Annotated in this window: 22 protein-coding genes and 1 pseudogene; 12 read left to right on the top strand and 11 right to left on the bottom strand. The window is 65.4% G+C overall.

The annotated features are described in order from the left end of the window. Window positions 1-86: 86 nt before the first annotated feature. Together ASC75_RS10790 and ASC75_RS10785 are read right to left on the bottom strand one after the other, a co-directional pair. The gene (locus tag ASC75_RS10790; protein WP_055974381.1) at window positions 87-1,346 is read right to left on the bottom strand and encodes an MFS transporter; all 1,260 of its coding nucleotides are present in this window, start codon (window positions 1,344-1,346) and stop codon (window positions 87-89) included. A gap of 79 nt (window positions 1,347-1,425) precedes the next feature. Further along, entirely contained in the window at window positions 1,426-1,620 is a 195-nt protein-coding gene (locus tag ASC75_RS10785) for a DUF1192 domain-containing protein (protein WP_055975394.1), read from the bottom strand. A 112-nt stretch (window positions 1,621-1,732) separates the two neighbouring features. Here ASC75_RS10785 and ASC75_RS10780 point away from each other — a divergent pair, with 112 nt between their 5' ends. Then, the gene (locus tag ASC75_RS10780) at window positions 1,733-2,743 is read left to right on the top strand and encodes an NAD(P)H-quinone oxidoreductase (protein WP_055974377.1); all 1,011 of its coding nucleotides are present in this window, start codon (window positions 1,733-1,735) and stop codon (window positions 2,741-2,743) included. 139 nt (window positions 2,744-2,882) lie between these two features. Here ASC75_RS10780 and ASC75_RS10775 read toward each other — a convergent pair whose 3' ends face one another. After that, window positions 2,883-3,179 (bottom strand): hypothetical protein, encoded by a 297-nt coding sequence (locus ASC75_RS10775; protein ID WP_055974374.1) that lies wholly within the window; start codon window positions 3,177-3,179, stop codon window positions 2,883-2,885. Between the two features lie 1,143 nt (window positions 3,180-4,322). Here ASC75_RS10775 and ASC75_RS10770 point away from each other — a divergent pair. The 7 genes from ASC75_RS10770 to ASC75_RS10740 all read left to right on the top strand — a co-directional run bounded on the left by ASC75_RS10770 (window position 4,323) and on the right by ASC75_RS10740 (window position 10,753). Next, complete coding sequence (locus ASC75_RS10770; protein ID WP_055974370.1) at window positions 4,323-4,769, top strand: hypothetical protein; 447 nt, start codon at window positions 4,323-4,325, stop codon at window positions 4,767-4,769. Between the two features lie 162 nt (window positions 4,770-4,931). After that, on the top strand, window positions 4,932-5,843 hold the full coding sequence (locus ASC75_RS10765; protein ID WP_055974366.1) for a bifunctional GNAT family N-acetyltransferase/nucleoside diphosphate kinase regulator: 912 nt from the start codon (window positions 4,932-4,934) through the stop codon (window positions 5,841-5,843). A gap of 133 nt (window positions 5,844-5,976) precedes the next feature. Then, window positions 5,977-7,599, top strand: a complete 1,623-nt coding sequence (locus ASC75_RS10760) for an ATP-binding protein (RefSeq protein WP_055974364.1) — start codon at window positions 5,977-5,979, stop codon at window positions 7,597-7,599. A gap of 1 nt (window position 7,600) precedes the next feature. Next, a complete protein-coding gene (locus tag ASC75_RS10755; RefSeq protein ID WP_055974361.1) occupies window positions 7,601-8,182 on the top strand; it encodes a response regulator in 582 nt (193 codons plus the stop codon). A gap of 179 nt (window positions 8,183-8,361) precedes the next feature. Beyond that, complete coding sequence (locus tag ASC75_RS10750; protein WP_055974357.1) at window positions 8,362-8,850, top strand: heme-binding protein; 489 nt, start codon at window positions 8,362-8,364, stop codon at window positions 8,848-8,850. A gap of 223 nt (window positions 8,851-9,073) precedes the next feature. After that, on the top strand, window positions 9,074-9,766 hold the full coding sequence (locus ASC75_RS10745) for a DUF1013 domain-containing protein (protein WP_055974354.1): 693 nt from the start codon (window positions 9,074-9,076) through the stop codon (window positions 9,764-9,766). Between the two features lie 183 nt (window positions 9,767-9,949). Then, complete coding sequence (locus ASC75_RS10740) at window positions 9,950-10,753, top strand: class I SAM-dependent methyltransferase (protein WP_055974351.1); 804 nt, start codon at window positions 9,950-9,952, stop codon at window positions 10,751-10,753. A 49-nt stretch (window positions 10,754-10,802) separates the two neighbouring features. On the opposite strand, the gene ASC75_RS10735 is transcribed toward ASC75_RS10740, so the two are convergent. Beyond that, window positions 10,803-11,237: a GFA family protein gene (locus ASC75_RS10735; RefSeq protein WP_055974348.1), complete on the bottom strand. Its 435-nt coding sequence runs from the start codon at window positions 11,235-11,237 to the stop codon at window positions 10,803-10,805. Between the two features lie 103 nt (window positions 11,238-11,340). Here ASC75_RS10735 and ASC75_RS25410 point away from each other — a divergent pair. Next, window positions 11,341-11,436: pseudogene (locus ASC75_RS25410) on the top strand (type II toxin-antitoxin system mRNA interferase toxin, RelE/StbE family); the annotation flags it as partial. 76 nt (window positions 11,437-11,512) lie between these two features. Here ASC75_RS25410 and ASC75_RS10730 read toward each other — a convergent pair. From ASC75_RS10730 to ASC75_RS10720, 4 genes are all read right to left on the bottom strand, one after another. Further along, complete coding sequence (locus tag ASC75_RS10730) at window positions 11,513-12,223, bottom strand: YafY family protein (protein ID WP_055974345.1); 711 nt, start codon at window positions 12,221-12,223, stop codon at window positions 11,513-11,515. A 181-nt stretch (window positions 12,224-12,404) separates the two neighbouring features. Continuing rightward, complete coding sequence (locus ASC75_RS10725) at window positions 12,405-13,016, bottom strand: DJ-1/PfpI family protein (RefSeq protein WP_055974344.1); 612 nt, start codon at window positions 13,014-13,016, stop codon at window positions 12,405-12,407. A gap of 26 nt (window positions 13,017-13,042) precedes the next feature. Further along, complete coding sequence (locus ASC75_RS26430; protein ID WP_184117373.1) at window positions 13,043-13,216, bottom strand: hypothetical protein; 174 nt, start codon at window positions 13,214-13,216, stop codon at window positions 13,043-13,045. Between the two features lie 166 nt (window positions 13,217-13,382). Next, entirely contained in the window at window positions 13,383-14,168 is a 786-nt protein-coding gene (locus ASC75_RS10720) for an SDR family oxidoreductase (protein WP_055974341.1), read from the bottom strand. Between the two features lie 206 nt (window positions 14,169-14,374). Here ASC75_RS10720 and ASC75_RS10715 point away from each other — a divergent pair, with 206 nt between their 5' ends. From ASC75_RS10715 to ASC75_RS10705, 3 genes are all read left to right on the top strand, one after another. Further along, window positions 14,375-14,647: a metal/formaldehyde-sensitive transcriptional repressor gene (locus tag ASC75_RS10715; protein ID WP_055974338.1), complete on the top strand. Its 273-nt coding sequence runs from the start codon at window positions 14,375-14,377 to the stop codon at window positions 14,645-14,647. After that, complete coding sequence (gene dmeF, locus ASC75_RS10710) at window positions 14,644-15,636, top strand: CDF family Co(II)/Ni(II) efflux transporter DmeF (protein ID WP_156381200.1); 993 nt, start codon at window positions 14,644-14,646, stop codon at window positions 15,634-15,636. The genes ASC75_RS10715 and dmeF overlap by 4 nt, the downstream gene beginning before the upstream one ends. 160 nt (window positions 15,637-15,796) lie before the next feature. Then, window positions 15,797-16,270: a VOC family protein gene (locus ASC75_RS10705; RefSeq protein WP_184117384.1), complete on the top strand. Its 474-nt coding sequence runs from the start codon at window positions 15,797-15,799 to the stop codon at window positions 16,268-16,270. Window positions 16,271-16,318: 48 nt separating this feature from the next. Here ASC75_RS10705 and ASC75_RS10700 read toward each other — a convergent pair whose 3' ends face one another. From ASC75_RS10700 to ASC75_RS10690, 3 genes are read right to left on the bottom strand one after another with little or no spacing between them, the layout of a single operon-like run. Further along, entirely contained in the window at window positions 16,319-16,807 is a 489-nt protein-coding gene (locus ASC75_RS10700) for a GNAT family N-acetyltransferase (RefSeq protein ID WP_055974331.1), read from the bottom strand. Next, window positions 16,804-17,226, bottom strand: a complete 423-nt coding sequence (locus tag ASC75_RS10695) for a DUF1801 domain-containing protein (RefSeq protein WP_055974328.1) — start codon at window positions 17,224-17,226, stop codon at window positions 16,804-16,806. The genes ASC75_RS10700 and ASC75_RS10695 overlap by 4 nt, the downstream gene beginning before the upstream one ends. Then, the gene (locus tag ASC75_RS10690; RefSeq protein ID WP_184117383.1) at window positions 17,226-17,456 is read right to left on the bottom strand and encodes a hypothetical protein; all 231 of its coding nucleotides are present in this window, start codon (window positions 17,454-17,456) and stop codon (window positions 17,226-17,228) included. Before ASC75_RS10690 ends, ASC75_RS10695 begins: the two co-directional genes overlap by 1 nt. Between the last annotated feature and the right edge of the window lie 10 nt (window positions 17,457-17,466).

Below are 17,466 nucleotides of genomic sequence, written 5' to 3'. Positions count from 1 at the left end.
GGCTTCTTTGTGCCGCAACATTGCAGGAATCTCAACTGTTGGTCGCGGATGCGGGCGTGTTGCCCGCGGCGTTCCAGGCCGGGCCGTCAGGGCACGTCCTGGGTTTCCGGTTCGGCCTTCTGGCGCGGGTCGAGCCGCAGCGATTCGGGTGTCGCGGAGCGGTCGGCCGGCTGGGTCTTGAAGGCTTCGCGATCCTCGATCGGAACCGGCGCGCGGCGCTTGATGCGCAGTGCGGTGTAGCCGGCCAGGGCGAAATGCGCCGCAGCGGTGGCGAGGAACAGCGCCTCGGGCCGCATCACATCCATCAGGCCGGCGCCGAGCATCGGCCCGACCATGGTGCCGAAGCCGTAGAGCAGCAGCAGGCCGCCGGAAACCTTGACGAAATCCTCGGGCTTGGCGTGGTCGTTGGCGTGGGCTACCGCCAGCGAATAGAGCGTGTAGGCGAATGCGCCGTAGCAGGCGGTCATGGCGATGACGAACGGCCCGGAACGCGGCGCCACCAGGAAGATCAGCAGCGCCGCCACTGCCGAGGCGAGCGAGGCGCCGATCAGCACGTAGCGGCGGTCGGTGCGGTCGGAGATCTTGCCGATCGGGATCTGAAGCGCCGCGCCGGCGATCACCACCAGGCTCATCATCAGCGCGATTTCGGGCGTCGAGATGCCGACGCGCGCGCCGTAGACCGCGCCCAGCGTGCCCCAGTCGCCATTGGCGACGCCGATCAGGAAGCAGGCGACCGAGGCGACCGGCGAATTGGCGTAGAGCCCCTTGATGTCGAGCGACACGTCCTGCAGCGGCTTGGGATGCGCGGCGCTCGAGACCGCGGTCGGGATCAGCGACAGGCAAAACAGGATGCCGGTGACCATGAACAGCGAGGCGCTGGTGACGTCGCCGCCGGCGACCATCATCTGGCCGGCCATGATCGAGGCGTAGGTGACCATCATGTAGAGGCCGAAGACGGTGCCGCGGTTCTCGTTGGTGGCGCGCTCGTTGAGCCAGCTCTCGATGACCATAAAGGCGCCGGCCATGGCGAAGCCGGTGAAGGCGCGCAGCAGGATCCAGACATATTCGTCGACGATCAGCCCGGTGAGCAGGGCGATGATGGCGGCGGAGGCGGCAAAGGTGCCGAAGGCGCGGACATGGCCGGCGCGGCGGACGACGCGCGGGGCAAAATAGCAGCCGGCGACGAAGCCGCCGGCCCAGGCGGTGCCCATCAGGCCAAGTGCTGTGGTGGAAAAGCCTTCTTCCTGGCCGCGCAGCGGAAGCAAGAGGCCGTGCAGGCCCGACGCGGCGAGCAGGAAGGCGGTGCCGCGAAGCAGCGAGAGGATCGGCCTGTAGGTTGCGAGCATCGAACTGTCCCACCAGAATCAAAGAGAGCGCCAAGTCGTGATGACCGCCCCTTTGGGGCTTTTCGGCGACGGCCAGATGTCAGCCGCGCCTGAACAGCGCCTCGGCGGCCGATTTCGTCGAACCCTTGACCGTCAGCTCGGCCTCGAGCCGGCTTATCTCGGCGCGCAGGGCCAGGATGCGCTCGTCGAGCTCGCCGACCGACAGCAGCGACAGGTCCTGGCCGATCTCGTGGACGGCTTTTTTCTTCTTCGGCTCGTCGTCGAACAGCGCCATCTCGCTCTCCTCCATCGTAGACAGGCGTTTGCCTGATTTGCCAATCAGAATACATAGTGCGGTCAACGACATGTAAAGTCCGGGCGCACCGGACCAGCGGAGACCGAAAGACATGGCCCATGTTGCCAAGCTTCCTGCCAAGATGCTCGCGGTGGCGATCAGCCAGCCGGGAGGACCGCGCGTGCTCAAGGCGGAAAAGCGCGATCTGCCCGAGCCGGGCGCCGGCGAGATCCTGATCCGGGTGCATGCGGCGGGCGTCAACCGGCCCGACGTCCAGCAGCGCAAGGGCGCCTACCCCGCGCCGCCCGGGGCATCCGACCTGCCCGGGCTCGAGGTGTCGGGCGAGGTGGCGGCACGCGGCGAGGGTGCTGCGCGCTTCCGCATCGGCGACGCGGTCTGCGCGCTGACGCCGGGCGGCGGCTATGCCGAGTATGTCAGGGTGCATGAATCCAATGCACTGCCCGTGCCCGCGGGCTTCACCTTCACCGAGGCTGCGGCGGTGCCCGAAACCTTCTTCACCGTCTGGCACAACGTGTTCGAGCGCGGCGCGCTCAAGGCCGGCGAGACGCTGCTGGTCCATGGCGGCTCGTCGGGCATCGGCACCACCGCGATCCAACTCGCCTCGGCCTTCGGCGCCTATGTCATCGCCACCGCAGGTTCCGAGGACAAGTGCGCCGCCTGCCTCAAGCTCGGGGCCGACCTGGCTATCAACTACAAGGACGAAGACTTCGTTGCGGCGGTGAAGGACGCCACCGACGGCAAGGGCGCCAACGTCATCCTCGACATGGTCGGCGGCGACTATGTCGGCCGCAACTACCAGGCTGCGGCGGTCGACGGCCGCATCGTGCAGATCGCGACGCAAGGGGGTGCTGTGGCGAGCGCCGATTTCTCGAAGCTGATGGTCAAGCGCCTGACCCATACCGGCTCGACGCTCAGGCCGCGCACCACCGAGTTCAAGGCGGGGATCGCCGCAGCACTCGAAGCCCAGGTGTGGCCGCTGCTCGCCACCCGCCGGGTGGCGCCGGTGATGGACATGATCTTCCCGCTCAGGGAAGCCTGGCGCGCGCATGAGCGCATGGAAGAGGGTGAGCACATCGGCAAGATCGTGCTGGACGTGGGGTGACGGGGGCTCCCAAAACCTCATGGTGAGCCTGTCGAACCATGGGGTTTTGGGACAGGACAAGCTGCCAGGCGCCCTCGTGGTTCGACAGGCTCACCATGAGGGCTACTGAGGCGCGTTCGCCATGCGTCTCTCGGCTTCCTCACCGCCAGCCATGGGCGAGGCGCAGGAGGAACAGGAACATGCCTTCGATGCGGCGGTCGGCCTCGCGGCTGAGCGGGACCGGGCAGAAGGCGGCGCGGCGCAGGTCGGTCGGCGAGGCGCGGCAGCGGCCGAAATTGCGGCATTCGCGGCGCGTGCATTTGTGGTGCGCGCCCTCCATGGTGGCGGCGATGCTGACGGCGAGCACCAGTGTGTTGTGCATCAGGAAGGGAAAGTGGCCGTAGCCCGGCAGCGGCGGGTCGATGAGTTCGATCTCTTGCTTGCGTTTCCTCGACATGGCGATGTCTCCGGTTGGCCGCGCGGGCTTTTTTCGGCGCGGGCAGGGTGGTTGGGGGAATGCGGGCGTGCGGACATATCCCGCGCAATGAAGCGAGGTTGGGAACCGGACGCATGGCCTTGCGTCTTCTGCGATAGGACTGCGTGACGCGCAGCCATGCGTCCGCCAGCGCTCTTGCCCCGCTCAGACGCCTCGGCTTTCACCGTCAGCCGCCGCAGAGGCCCGGGCTTGGGGGCTCATCACCCAGCAGGGGCACCGTCTCCCCTGCCAGCCCGGACGCCGTCGCCCTCCCCAGGCATCCGGTTCATGACCCGGGTTCCCTGAGGGCGATGGGGGGATTATCCGCGAGGTCGGAAGGGGGGTGGAAAAGAAAATTTTTCTATCCACGTACCCAGGGATGCCGTGGGCGGGCTGAGAGTAGGGATTTCAAGGGGTTATCGGCTTGGGGCGCCCCGAATGGGTGACGGTACGGGGAAAAGCTATCCCCGGGATCATGCATTGCCTGGCGGAAAGCGTTCGAGCTGCGACATGCCAGGGGGAGGGTTCACTTCACGAACGAAAGCACTGGTTCGATACATACCTAAGGCATTGAACGGCCGGTAGGCGCCTCCAAACAGGACGTTCAGGCAAGCTTTGCCTTCGCGCAAAAGCAGACGTGACAGTTGAGGACCGTGAATGGCCGCTTCGCGCCCCCATGCGCTCGTTCAGTCCGACATTGCAATACTTCAAAGGCTGCCAGTCTGCTCACACCGTCGCAATTCAGTCACAAACTGGGCAGTTAGGCGGGCTTCGCAGTTGCGGCATCGTCGCCGACTCCATACGCTCGAAGGGACATCATAACGATGTTTCGAGGCGGCGACTACGATTTGGTCCTGACTTGGCCAGATCTGCACGAAGAAGCGTTCTAGAAACCACCTTTTCCGCTGGAAAGGCGGCGGCTGATCTCCTTCGGGTGCGCGTGCTTACTCGTGCAAGCCCCAGTTCCGTTTCAAGTCAGGTTAGGTGCTGATAATAATGATGAGCAATGGAATTGCAATCGTAGAGTGCAGTCTTGAGAATAGATCGTCTTTAGGAAAATAGGTTTACGATCTTTTATAATTGTCTATCCACTATGTAGTCCACGGAGATGATATTGAGTGGTCGATGAAGCACATATTGATTAGTGTTGGGATTCTGGCAGCAATAGCGGGGGGCTGGGTGCACACTGTGACATCGGTATCGTACCAAGCTGAGGCCAATGAGCGTTTCGTACAGCTCGCGAAGAGTGACGCTGGGGGGTTCTCGAATGACGTCGAAGAAGCTGTAGGAGAATGCGTCCAGCTGCAGAATTATCCCGATGATGTGTCACGACGAGTGCGAGCAATAACAGGTAAGATTGTCGCTAAGATCATGCACGTAAGGGCAACTCGCGATGGAAACGTCGACCTCAAGCCGCAGATACGGCTTTGGCTAGAAACTCAGCTAGAGCCTGAAATCAAGAGTCTGACGGAGGCGGAGTTCGAGCTGCTAGTCAAGGCAATAGGTAAAATTATCGGCTCGCCTAACGATATCAAATGTATCGTTTCGACAGCGGTTTCTCGTCGCGGATAGTTAGCACCCAGTACCTTGAATCCGGCGGCTTGGAGAAACCGATGTACCCGCTGGCCTTTACCGCTGGATCTTTGCTAGATCGTAGTTTTCAACGTTGATCCGAAAGAACCAGCACGGCAGCGACCGTGACAGGCTTTCATTCTTGCGGCCAAGGTGGCGAAGATGAACAAGCCTTTTGTTTCGTTGCGTCCGGAAATCACCCGGACACACGCACTTATCCTGATGGACTGGTTGGAAGACGAACGCGTCACGCGCTACCTGAGCGATTCCCGCAGCGTGTCCCGTTTCATCGCACAGGCCGTCGACCGAACTCAGATGCCGATCCTGACACATCTGTTCAATCAGGGCGGCCGCTTCTTCATGGCCTACGACCGAAACGATGTCCCGGTCGGCTTCGTCCGCCTGGTCAAGACAGGCGCCGAGTGTGAAATCGTCCTGGTCGTCGGAGACCATGACAATTGGGGGCGCGGACTTGGCGCCAGCACCATCCGCGAAGGCTTGAAGCTCGCCTTCCTCGAGATGCGCGCCGGGAGCGTCGTCGCCAAGATTCACCCGGACAATACGCGCTCGCTGAAGGGTTTTGAACGCTGCGGCTTTCTTCTCAAGCTCGAAACGCCAACGCTCAATTCCCTGTCCATGACCTCTGGCCGGTATCTCCAGCTGCTGCGCGAAGGCGCCATGGCAAAATCTGCCGACATCTACGTCACGGAGATCGACAAGGCACGGCTCCAGGGCCTGATCGAATTCGAGCAAGGGGCGGCAATCGTCGAGCTTGAACACGAGATCGAGAGAGCCATCGTCGTCGATCCCCAGCATGTCGCGCGCGACGTCGTGACGATGAACTCCAGGGTCGTGCTGCAACTCGACGATGAACAGAAGGAAGTGGCTCTTGTCTATCCGCAGGACGCCGACGAACGCTCCGGAAAACTGTCGGTCCTCTCCGACGTCGGCGCCGCGATCCTGGGCTATCAGGAAGGCGATGCCATCGACTGGAGGGTCACGGACCGTACGCGACGCATCCTGATCGAAAGGGTGGTCTACCAACCGGAATCGTCCGGTGATTTTCATCTCTAGTGGCACAGTGGCAAACCTGCTTGTCGAGTTCGTCGGCCTGGCAGCTTTGAGCCGGGCGGCTCAGGCGCTCCGTTTCCTTCCAACGGGTCCTCGACTATGGTGGCGCCGAGTTCTGCGACATAACTGACCCCACGTGACCTCACCTCTCGCCAAACCCCGCCTCATCGGCCTCGCACTCTGGCTCGCCGCGCTCGTGGCGTTCGTGGCCGTGTCGGTGGAGACGTCGCGGACGCGGATGGCGGACGAGCTGGAGGTGACCGGGCGGACGTTGCACCGGCTGATCTCGCAGCGCGTGGCGCAGCACGATGCGCATCTCACCACGCTGATCGCGCTGTCGAGCGGGGCCGAGCCGGCGTCGGACGGCGCCGTGCGGCAGGTGATGGAGAGCATCGCGCGCTTTTATCCACGCATCGCCTGGCTGGCGCTGGTTTCGCTCGATGCCGGTGGAGCCGGCGCGGTCACGGGACAGACGGGCGGCGGGGTGCGCGAGGTGGTGGCGGTGCCTTCGGGCGGCGGGGTCGATCTGTTGCCGCTGGCGCCGGAGATGGCGGCGCAGGTGCGCGGCAGGCCGAGCGTCTATGCCGCGGGCGAGGGGCGCTATCTGCTGGCCAAGCGGGCGCCCGAGCCTTCCGACCTCGGCGTGGTGCTGATGATCGATGCGGCGAGGCTGGTGGAGCCGGAGGAGCGGCCGGGTTTTGCGCATCTCAGGCTCAGCCTCGACGGCGCCGACCTGGTGCACCTGCCCGCGGATGCGGCGTTTGCGTCGGGGGTTTCGTGGCTCACGCCGCCGCATTTCGAGAAGGTGATCGACGGCGAGGGCCAGCGCCTGCTGCTTTCGCTGGACCGGTCGTTGCCCTTGGCGGTCCTGGTGCCGCCGGGGCGGCTGCTGGGCTTTGCCGTGGTGGCGGGATTGCTGGCTGCGGCGCTGAGCTTCGGGCTGTCGCAGCGAGCTGCGGTGAAGCGCTCGCTGATTGCCACGCGGGCCGCGGAGGCGCGGGCGCTTTTGCAGGAGCGGGAGACGCTTTTGGCGCATGCCTCGCGCGTCAACGCCATGGGGGAGCTGGCGTCGGGCATCGCCCATGAGTTGACGCAGCCGCTGACGGCGCTGCTCAGCCGCAGCCAGGCGGCACTTCGTCTGGCCGGCGCCGACAGACCGGATCTCGCGCTGATTTCGCAGGCGCTCGATGTCAATGTGCGCGAGGCCAAGCGCGCCGGCGAGATGCTGAAGCGGATGCGCGACTATGCCTCCAACAAGGCGCCCGAACGGGCGCGGCAGGAGCTGAACGCCATCGTCGCCGAGGTGGTGGCGCTGACCCGCACCGATCTCGAACGGCGCGGCATCGCGCTGGTGCTCGACCTGGCCGAGCCGGCGCCGGAGGCGGTGGTCGACGCCATCGAGATGGAGCAGGTGCTGCACAATCTGATCCGCAACGCGGCCGATGCACTGGAGGCGGCGAGGGTTGCGGGCGCACGGATTTCGATCGCGACGAAGGCGGCGGGGTCGGAGGCGAAGATCGTGGTCGCGGACAACGGCCCGGGCATTTCGGCGGAGGTGCTGCCGAAGCTGTTCACGCCGTTCTTCACCACCAAGGCCGACGGCATGGGGCTGGGGCTGTCCTTGTGCCAGACGCTGGTGGAGCGGGTCGACGGGCGCATCGAGGCCGGGAACGCCGGCGGCGGCGGGGCGCGGTTCGTCGTGACTTTGCCGCTGGCGGGGGGCCCGCTGGCCAGCGGGCCGCAGGCCGGGGAGAGGTAGCATGCACAAGGTCTATCTTGTCGACGACGACGAGGCGGTGCGCGAGGCGCTGGCCTTCCTGCTCTCGACCTATGGCATCGCGGCGGAGACCTTTGGCGACCCGCAGACGTTCTTGGCGCATGTGCAGGAGGACCGGCCGGGCGTGCTGGTGGTCGACTTGCGCATGCCCGAGGTGTCGGGGCAGCAGCTCCACCAGAAGCTCGCCGAGCGCGGCATCGACTGGCCGACGATCATGATCACCGGGCATGGCGACGTCGCCGCCTGCCGGCGCGCCTTCAAGTCCGGCATCCAGGATTTCCTGACCAAGCCGGTGGATGGCGAGGTGCTGGTCGAGGCGCTGCAGCAGGGTTTTGCCAGCCTCGACGCGCGGCTTGAAAAGCGCGAGGCGCGGGCGCTGCTGGCCAGGCTGACCGAGCGCGAGCGCGAGGTGCTCGACATGGTGGCGCGGGGCTGGGCGAGCAAGGAGGTGGCGGCGGCGCTGGAGGTGTCGGTCCGGACCATCGACGCGCACCGGGCCAAGATCGCGGAGAAGCTGGGCACCAGCTCGGTGGCCGAGCAGGTGCGGCTGGCGCTGATTTCCTGAGACATGAGCTGGCTGAAAAGGCGGCTGCCTCCTGGGGCCTTCCCGTTTGCTGGATAGGTAATCCTACCTAGGGCGGGTGGTGGCATCGCGGATTCTGCCGCGGCGGCGATGCGGGTAGTTCTGGTCCCGGACAAGCGAAACGCTTTTTCCCGAGACATCATCAGGACAGGAACCCAGTCATGATCAAGAGCATCCTCCTCGCAGCTTCCGCCCTCTTCGTCGTCACCGGTGCGGCTTCCGCCCAGGTGCTGACCGAGAAGAACATCTCGTCGGGCCTCGCCGTCGAGATCGCCCAGGCCGCCGTCGCCGCCTGCGCCGCTGAAAAATACAACGTCACCGCCGCCGTGGTCGACCGCGCCGGCGTGCTGCGCGCCCTGGTCCGCGCCGACAATGCCGGCACGCACACCGTTGCCGCCGCCGAAGACAAGGCCTTCACCTCGGCCTCGTCGCGCACCCCGACCGGCAAGATGGCCGAGAACGTCGCCAAGAACCCGGGCGCTGCCGGGCTGGTCGACATCAAGGGCTTCCTGGTGCTGGCCGGCGGCATGCCGATCAAGGCCGGCGATGCGGTGATCGGCGCCATCGGCGTCGGCGGCGCGCCGGGCGGCAATTTCGACGAGGCCTGCGCCGTCAAGGCGATCGAATCCGTCGCCGACCAGCTGAAGTAAGCTTATCCGGCACCAGTGCCGGCATGACGAAGCCCCGCTTCCCGAGACAGGAGGCGGGGCTTTTTCCCATGCCTGCGCGGGCGGGAAGGCGTGATGGCGGGCGGTTCCAAAATCGTTGCGGTGGGGCGCGAATACGTCTATATACGGGCCGAATTTCCCATTTTCTGGTGGTCTGAACCACCGCCCGCGTGAGGGACGCGGGCGAGCGAAGAGGATATATCGCATGGCCAATACGCTGCTTATGCCCAAGGCGACCGCCGTCTGGCTGGTCGACAACACGGCACTTTCGTTCGACCAGATCGCGCAGTTCTGCTCGCTGCACCCGCTCGAGGTGAAGGCGATCGCCGACGGCGAATCGGCCCAGGGCATCAAGGGCATGGACCCGATCATGACCGGCCAGCTGACGCGCGCCGAGATCGCCAAGGGCGAGGCCGACATCAACCACCGCCTCAAGCTGTCGGACCCCAAGGTCCGCGTGCCCGAGAGCAAGCGCAAGGGCCCGCGCTACACGCCGCTGTCGAAGCGCCAGGATCGCCCGAACGCCATCTACTGGCTGGTCAAGAACCATCCCGAGCTGAAGGACGCGCAGATCTCGCGCCTGGTCGGCACGACCAAGGCGACGATCGAGCAGATCCGCGAGCGCAAGCACTGGAACATGGCGACCCTTACGCCGCTCGATCCGGTGGCGCTCGGCCTGTGCTCGCAGATCGACCTCGATATCGAAGTGCAGCGCGCCTCGCGCGGCCGCGAAGCCCCGGCGCCGACCGGCGATACGCTGCTGCCGGCCTCGCTGACCGAGCGCCTGACGCCGGAGCAGGCCTCGCCCCAGGACGAGGACAAGGAACTCGACGCCAACGCGGTGTTCGCCAAGCTGTCAGCGCTCAAGTCGAAGACCCCCGACGAAGACGAGGAATAGGCTCCTTCGCCTGCTGCGCCATCGGCGTGGGATAACGTTAAAAAAGCCCGCTTTAAGCGGGCTTTTTTCATGCCCGGATCTTGCCCAGGACGGCTGAACTGGCAGGTGTTTTGATTTGCCGCGCAAGCCACCCGGGCGCATGGTTGCCCGCGGGCAACTTCGCCTGAAACGTCGAGGTGCGAGATGATCGGTTCCGCTGCATTCGACGCCTGGAGCGCCGGCGACAGCTACGAACACTATATGGGCCGGTGGAGCCGGCTGGTGGCGGCGAAATTCGTCGCCTGGCTGTCGCCGCCCGATCAGGCGGCATGGCTGGAGATCGGCTGTGGCACCGGGGCGCTGACGGCCGCCATACTGGCGGGTGCCGTGCCACGCTCGCTATTGTCGATCGACCCGTCGGCCGATTTCGTCGCGCACGCCCGCGCAGCGACCGGCGACAAGCGCGCCCGGTTCGAGGTGGCGGATGCGCTGAACCTGCCGGCGGAACCGGCAAGCTTCGACGTCGTCACGTCGGGGCTGGTGCTCAACTTCGTACCCGACAGGCCGGCGGCGCTGGCCGAGATGCAACGGGTGATGAAGCCGGATGGCCTGCTGTCGTTCTATGTCTGGGACTATCCCGGCGGAGGCATCGGCTTCATCCGCCAGTTCTGGCTGGCTGCCATCGAAATCGATCCGGCCGCAGCGGAACTGGGCGAAGACAGGCGGTTTCCGTTCTGCACGCGGGAAGGGCTGCTGGCGCTGTGCCATGAGGCCGGCCTGCGCGATGTCGTCATCGCCCCGGTCGAGATCGAAACCCGGTTCGAGGATTTCGAGGCGTTCTGGCAGCCGTTCACGCTGGGGGCAGGGCCGGCGCCAGGTTACTGCATGAGCCTGGCCGAGGATCACAGGGCGAGGCTGAAGACGCGCCTCGCCGAACGCCTGGGCGAAGCAGGCCCCATCAGCCTTCTTGCACGTGCCTGGATGGCCAAGGCAAGCAAACAACACTGAGGCTCAGGATGCGCCTGGATGCCGGCGCTGATTGCGTCGGCCTCGGCGTCTATTCCGCGGCGATGAATTTCAGCGTGCCGGCGATGCCCGAGCCCGACGAGCCGTCCTTGCGGTCGGACGGATGGTTGATGCCGTCCATGACCGGGATTTCGGTGAAGTCGAACGGGCTGATACCCTCCAGAACCGAGGCATTGACGCCATACTGGTTGGGGTCCGAGCGACGCTGGTGATGGGTGTAGATGCCGCATTTCGAGCAGAAATAGTGCTTCGCGGCCATGGTGTTGAACTGGTAGGTGGTGAGGCTGTCCGCGCCGGCCACGACATCGACGCCGCCAAGGTCGGCCGACAAGGCGACCGCGCCCTTCATCCGGCAGTAGGAACAGGTGCAGCGCCGCGCGCTGCGCAGGCCGTCCGACAGCCTGACGCGCAGGCGGACCGTGCCGCAATGGCAGGCGCCGTCGATCTCGTGAATGTCCATGTTCATTCTGCAATTCCCGCCGTCAGGGGTGTTCCGGCTGGTCACATGAGCGGAGTCGCTGCGGCGTGCAAGTGGCCCGGCCTGATTTCGTCTTGCCCCTTCAGCCGCTCATATCGAACCAGATTGGCTCTTGCTCTACCGGATTGTCGGCGACGAATTGCATTTGGTGCGGACGGGCTCCCATTCCGATCTTTTTCACGACTGAGTGCTGGTTGACCCAATGGCAAAAAAGCCCGGCTGGCGGCCGGGCTTTTCGAAGGGGCTGACGTTGGGAGGATGCGTCAGCCGTGGGAATTGCGATCGCCGAAGGATTCGCTGCGTTCGACGCTGCGGTAATAATCGACCAGCAGCTTGCCGCGCTCGGGCTTGAAGTTACGGCCGGCGGAAGCAACGGAGGCGATGCGGTCAATGCGGAAGGCACGGAAGTCGTTGCGCATCTCGCACCAGGCGATCAGCGTCCAGACCTTGCCCCAGAACCACAGGCCGAGCGGGCGCACATCGCGCGCCGAGCCGCGGCCGGCCTCGTCATTGTAATCGAGCTTGAGCACCTGGCGCTTTTCGACGGCGCGTTCGATCAGGTCGATCGCCTCGCGGTCGGCGTCGGAGACGACCCACATCGGCGTGTGGATTTCGGTGCGGGCGATGCGGTCCTTTTCCGAGTCCGGCAGGACCGCGCCGATCTTGACCAGGGCCTCGTCGGCGGCACGGGCCATGGCAGCGCCGCCGAAGGCGCGGACCATGCGGGCGCCGGCAACAAGGGCTACGATTTCATCTCGTGTGAACATCAGCGGCGGAAGGTCGAAGCCTTCCCTCATGAGGTAGCCTACGCCTGCCTCGCCATCGATCGGCACACCCGTCGATTGCAGGTCGGCGATGTCGCGATAGATCGTGCGCTCGGAAACCTCGAGCCACGCGCCCAGCTTGTGCGCGGTGACCAGGCGGCCACCTCGGAGATGCTGTACGATCTGGAACAGCCTGTCGGCGCGTCTCATCGAATACCCCTCAAAGTCTCGCGCTGTCCTTGGCCAAGTGGGGGCGCCTGGCCTCGGTGACAATGCGCAAAGTCAAAAGCCGTTCCGGCATACCCTTCGCGCTGGCGCTGCATGGTGCCGAAAGCCTGCGTATGCGGACCTGTTCATTCTATCATCGCACAGGCCTCCTGACAGCATAGTGTCAGGAGGCGTCACCATGTCCGCGCGCGACCATGGCATGCTCGCGGGCAAACATGGCGCGCATCTCGCCGATCTGGCCGGCCTGCTCGGGATACAACGTCTCGAGGAAGGCCGCGGCGAAGGTTCCCGGCGCCGACCCCGGAGCCGAGACGATGTTGCCGTCGGCAACGGCATGCGGCACATCCCGATAGTTCGCAGCGCCGGCATAGGCCGGCTCATGGCCGAGGATCCAGTCGCGGCCATTGCTGGTGTGGGCAACGCCCTTGAACAGGCCGGCGCGGGCGAGGGCGAGCGTGCCGGCGCAGATGCCGCCGACCACGCCGCCGCGGGCCGCCACCGCCTTCAGCAGCGGCGCGACGTCGGGTGCGCCTGCTGCGGCCCATCCGTCGGAGCCGATGACCGCAACCGCGTCGAGATCGCCATTTTCCGCCGGTTTGGCGCCGCGCACCGCATCGAGGCGGAAGCCGGCGATCGAGGTCAGCGGCGAGGCGTGCGGCGAAATCGCCATGGCGCGCGCGCCGAACCACTCGACCGCCGAGGCGGCAAGCATGCCGTATTCCCAGTCTGCGTAGCCTTCGATGAAGAGAACACCGATGGTTTTCGAGGCGGTCATTGTCGCGTCCTTTCTCGCTGGATGTGTCAGCTGTTGTCGGTGCGGCGCGAGCCGAAGCGATCGGGCCAGCCGATGTCCTTGCGCAGTTCGGCGGGGAGCGAGCTCAGGAATCGCTCGGTGCGGATCTCGTTGTGAATGGTCCTGATCTTGCCGGCATAATGCCTGACCGCGCGGAAGATGTCGGGGGTGAACTTGCTCATGACTGATCCTCCAATTCTTGTACGAGAGGAGTATCGCACAGCCCTCCTGACAGCAGTCTGTCAGGAGCCGGCAGGTGTATCGAGATGCCGGCGAGGCAGGCTTGCAGCTATCGGCCTGGTGCGCTTCCTGAGTCGAAATTTCGACGCACCGGGCGCATTACCGGGCTCAGCCCTTGGCCGGCACCGTGTAGTTGAGGGCGAGCCGTCCGCCGTCGGCGAAGATGGTCTGGCCGGTGATGTAGCTGGCGTCGTCGGAAGCGAGGAAGGCGGCGATCGCGGCGATTTCCTCGGGCTCGCCGATGCGGCCGAGCGGCGTGCGCGACAGGATGCGGGCCTTGGCCGCGGGGTCGGCGTTGACGCGCGCCAGCATGTCGGTCGAGATCGAGCCGGGGCCGATGGCGTTGACGCGGATGCCCCAGGGCGCCAGCGCCAGCGCCATGACGGTGGTGAGCTGGGCGACGCCACCCTTGGACACGGCGTAGGGCACCTGGTCGGGGATGGCGACGACCGAATTGACCGAGGACATGTTGACGATGGCGCCGGGCGCGCCGCCGGTCTTGACCTTCTCGACCATGAAGCGCGCCACCGCCTGGCCGGCAAGGAAGGCGCCCTTGAGGTTGACCCTGAGCACACGATCGAAATCGTCCTCGGTGACGTCGAGGAAATCGGCCTGGTGGTCGATGCCGGCATTGTTGACCAGCACGTCCACGTCGCCGAAGGCGTCGATCGTAGAGGCGACGAGGTTGTGAACATCGAGGCGCTTGCCGACATCGGCGCGAACGAAGCGCGCCTTGCCGAGCCGGGCGAGGTCGCGCTCGGCGGCGTCGCCCTGTTCCTGGTCGATGTCGGCGATGACGACGCGGGCGCCTTCGCCGAGGAGACGCTCGGCAATGGCATAGCCGATGCCCTTGGCGCCGCCCGTGACGATTGCCGTCTTGCCGTCGAGTTTCATGTCCGCTCCTGTCACCGTTGCCGCGAGGGCGAATCCAGTGGCGGACAGTGGCGGGAAGGGCGGGCGGGGTCAACGGGGCGGGGTGTTGCCTCTCCTTCCCCCACCCTCGATCCCTCCCACAAGGGGGAGGGAGGAAGGCAACGCTTGCGCCATTGCAAACGCCGCTTCATAATATAGGATACCCCCCTATATTATGTGAGGTGGTGATGTCCCATGTGATCCGTGAAAAATCGAAGCTTCTGGCGCGGGTGCGGCGCATCAAGGGCCAGGTCGAGGCGGTGGAGCGCGCGCTCGAGGCCGAGCTCGGCTGCAGCGACGTGCTGCAACTGGTCGCATCGGTGCGCGGCGCCGTCGGCGGGCTGACCGCCGAGCTGATGGAAGACCACATCCGCGACCATGTTCTCGCGCCCACCGACGCGGCCGAGCGCCAGCGCGGCGGCGACGAGTTGATCGACGTCATCAGGACCTATCTGAAATGAGCCACGACCATCCGTATCCGCACGGCCATTCCCATGACCGGCACCATAGCCATGACCATGACGGGCAGGAGCACGGGCATCGCCACGACGCGTTCGAGCCGGCGCACAGCCACGTCTTCCTGGGCGAGCGCCACGACCGCAATGCGCGGCGGACGATGTTCGTGATCGCGCTGACGGCTGCGATGATGGTGGTCGAGATCGTCGCCGGCACGATCTACGGCTCGATGGCGCTGGTGGCCGACGGCTGGCACATGTCGACCCATGCAGCGGCCATGGCGATCGCGGCACTCGCCTACGTCTTCGCGCGCCGGCAGGCGCACAATCCGCGCTTCACCTTCGGCACCGGCAAGGTCGGCGATCTCGCGGCGTTTGCCAGTGCGGTGATCCTGGCGATGGTGGCGATCTATATCGGCTGGGAAAGCGTCGTCCGGCTGATGAACCCGGTGGCGATCAATTTTCGCGAGGCGGCGATCATCGCCGTGGTCGGGCTGGCGGTGAACCTTGCCAGCGCCTGGCTGCTGCATGATGGCGGCCACGATCATGCGCATGGACATGATCATGCGCATGGGCACGACAACAACCTGCGTGCCGCCTACGTGCATGTGCTGGCCGATGCGCTGACATCGGTGCTGGCGATCTTCGCGCTGGTGATGGGCGCGATCTATGGGCTCCGGTGGATCGATCCGTTGATGGGCATCGTCGGCGCCGTGGTCATCGCGCGCTGGTCGTGGACGCTGATCCGCGACGCGGGGCGCGTGCTGGTCGACTACGTGCCTTCGGGCGAGGACCTGCCCGACGAGATCCGCCAGGCGGTGCAGACCGACAAGGACGTGATCACCGACCTGCATGTCTGGCAGGTCGGGCCGGGCCATCACGCGGCCATCGTGGCGCTCAAGTCGAGTGCGCCGGCAACGCCCGAGAGCTACAAATCGAAGCTCGCCCACATCCACGACCTGTCGCATGTCACCATAGAAGTGCAGCCGGCATAGTGTTCAGGCTGCCGTTGGGGTAGCCTGTCGGGCCGGCGGCGGAACGCCAGGCGCGCTGGCGCATTCTGTGTTGGTAGGCATGCCGGCGGCGACAGCGAGCGGCGGCGGCGGCGTGCAACCGGGCGGGACCGGGCTTCAACGAGGAGGACCAGCAATGGCCATCGCCAAGAACACGATCTGCCTGTGGTACGACAAGGACGCGGAGACTGCCGCGCGCTTCTATGCCGAGGTTTTTCCGGACAGCAAGGTGGGGGCGGTCCATCGCGCCCCCGGCGACTATCCCTCCGGTAAGGAGGGCGACGTGCTGACGGTGGATTTCACGGTTGCCGGCATTCCCTGCATCGGCCTCAATGGCGGGCCTGCCTTCAAGCACAACGAGGCCTTCTCGTTCCAGATCGCCACCGACGACCAGGAGGAGACGGACCGCTACTGGAACGCCATCGTCGGCAATGGCGGGCAGGAGAGCGCCTGCGGCTGGTGCAAGGACAAATGGGGCATCAACTGGCAGATCACGCCGCGCGTGCTGACCGAGGCGATGGCTGCCGGCGGCGGCGAAGCCAAGCGGGCGTTTGCCGTGATGATGGACATGAAGAAGATCGACGTCGCCAAGATCGAGGCGGCGCGAAGAGGGTGATGTCGCCCTGGGGCGTGGCGACGTGATCTCGGCCCGTAGCCCCCAGTGCTAGGGGAGCTCCTTTTGCAGCCTGGCGGCAGGCGCAAGATCGGTCGCGACCGTCTTCACGAATCGAAAGCCTGACGCCTCGTAGAACGAACGCGCGCGCTCGCCGGCAACGACGCCGAGCGTTCGCGCGCCGAACGCCCTGGCGCGGCGTTCGGCTTCGGCGAGAAGCATGCCGCCAATGCCCTGTCGCCATGCTTCGGGCGCCACGAAGAGGTCTTCAAGCTCGGCATGAGTGGCAGCGTCGGCCGGAAGGACAGTGACGAAGCCGACGATCTTCCCGGCGATTTCCGCGACAGCGACATGAGGCAGTTGCGTTGCCGGAACCTCGCGCGCCTCCGCCAGCGCTTGCAACTCCTCGACATGGTCGCCCCAGGCCAGCGAAGATCGCAGCTTGAGTGCTCCAAGCGCATCCCTGTCCGCGGCGAGAGCGGACCGGATGGCGACGGTCATGGCAGTTCCCGTGCGGTCGTTCAGGGCGGTGTCCTTCACATCTTCTCGCCGGGCAAGGCGCTTGCCTGTTTGACCCATTCGGAGAACTGCTGCTCGTCGAACGGCTTGCCCTCGTAGATGTCGAGATAACGCACGTCGGCCTGCTTCGACGTACCTGATGGCAGCGGGGAGAGCCGCGCGCCCTTGAAGAAAGCGACCTTGACGTATTTCGTCATGCAGTGGAAGCCGAGGAACCAGATGTCCTTTTCCATGCCGTAGAAGGGCGAGTTCCACTTCACCGCCTTGACCACGCCGGGCACCGCGTCTGTGACGAGAGCGTCGAGGCGGCGGCCGACGTCCTGCTTCCAGCCGGGCATGGCATCGATGTAGGACTGGACGACGGCGTCGCCGTAACCCTTGGCGATCTGCGGATTGCCGCCCGACAGGAGCTTTGCCTTGGCGGATTCCTTTCCGGTCATCAGGCGCTGCCCTTCGCTGCAGGCACGGGACTTGCCCGGCCGTTGAAATAGGGCGCGAAGAACATGTAGATGCCGGTCGGGATCAGCACGAAGAGCGGCGGCAGGGGCAGGTAGCAGAACCACTCGGGCAAGGTGGTGACGGCCATGCCGGCGAAGATCGATGCGACGGCCAGGCAGAAGACGAGCGACGTCCAGCGGTGGATGGTGCGGATCACAGAGTTCATGGCAATGCTCCGGGAT

This window comes from Aminobacter sp. DSM 101952 (genome assembly GCF_001424795.1).
GTDB classification, from domain to species: domain Bacteria; phylum Pseudomonadota; class Alphaproteobacteria; order Rhizobiales; family Rhizobiaceae; genus Aminobacter; species Aminobacter aganoensis.
The sequence above is the reverse complement of the archived record's forward strand: the minus strand, read 5'-3'. Positions and strand labels throughout refer to the sequence as shown.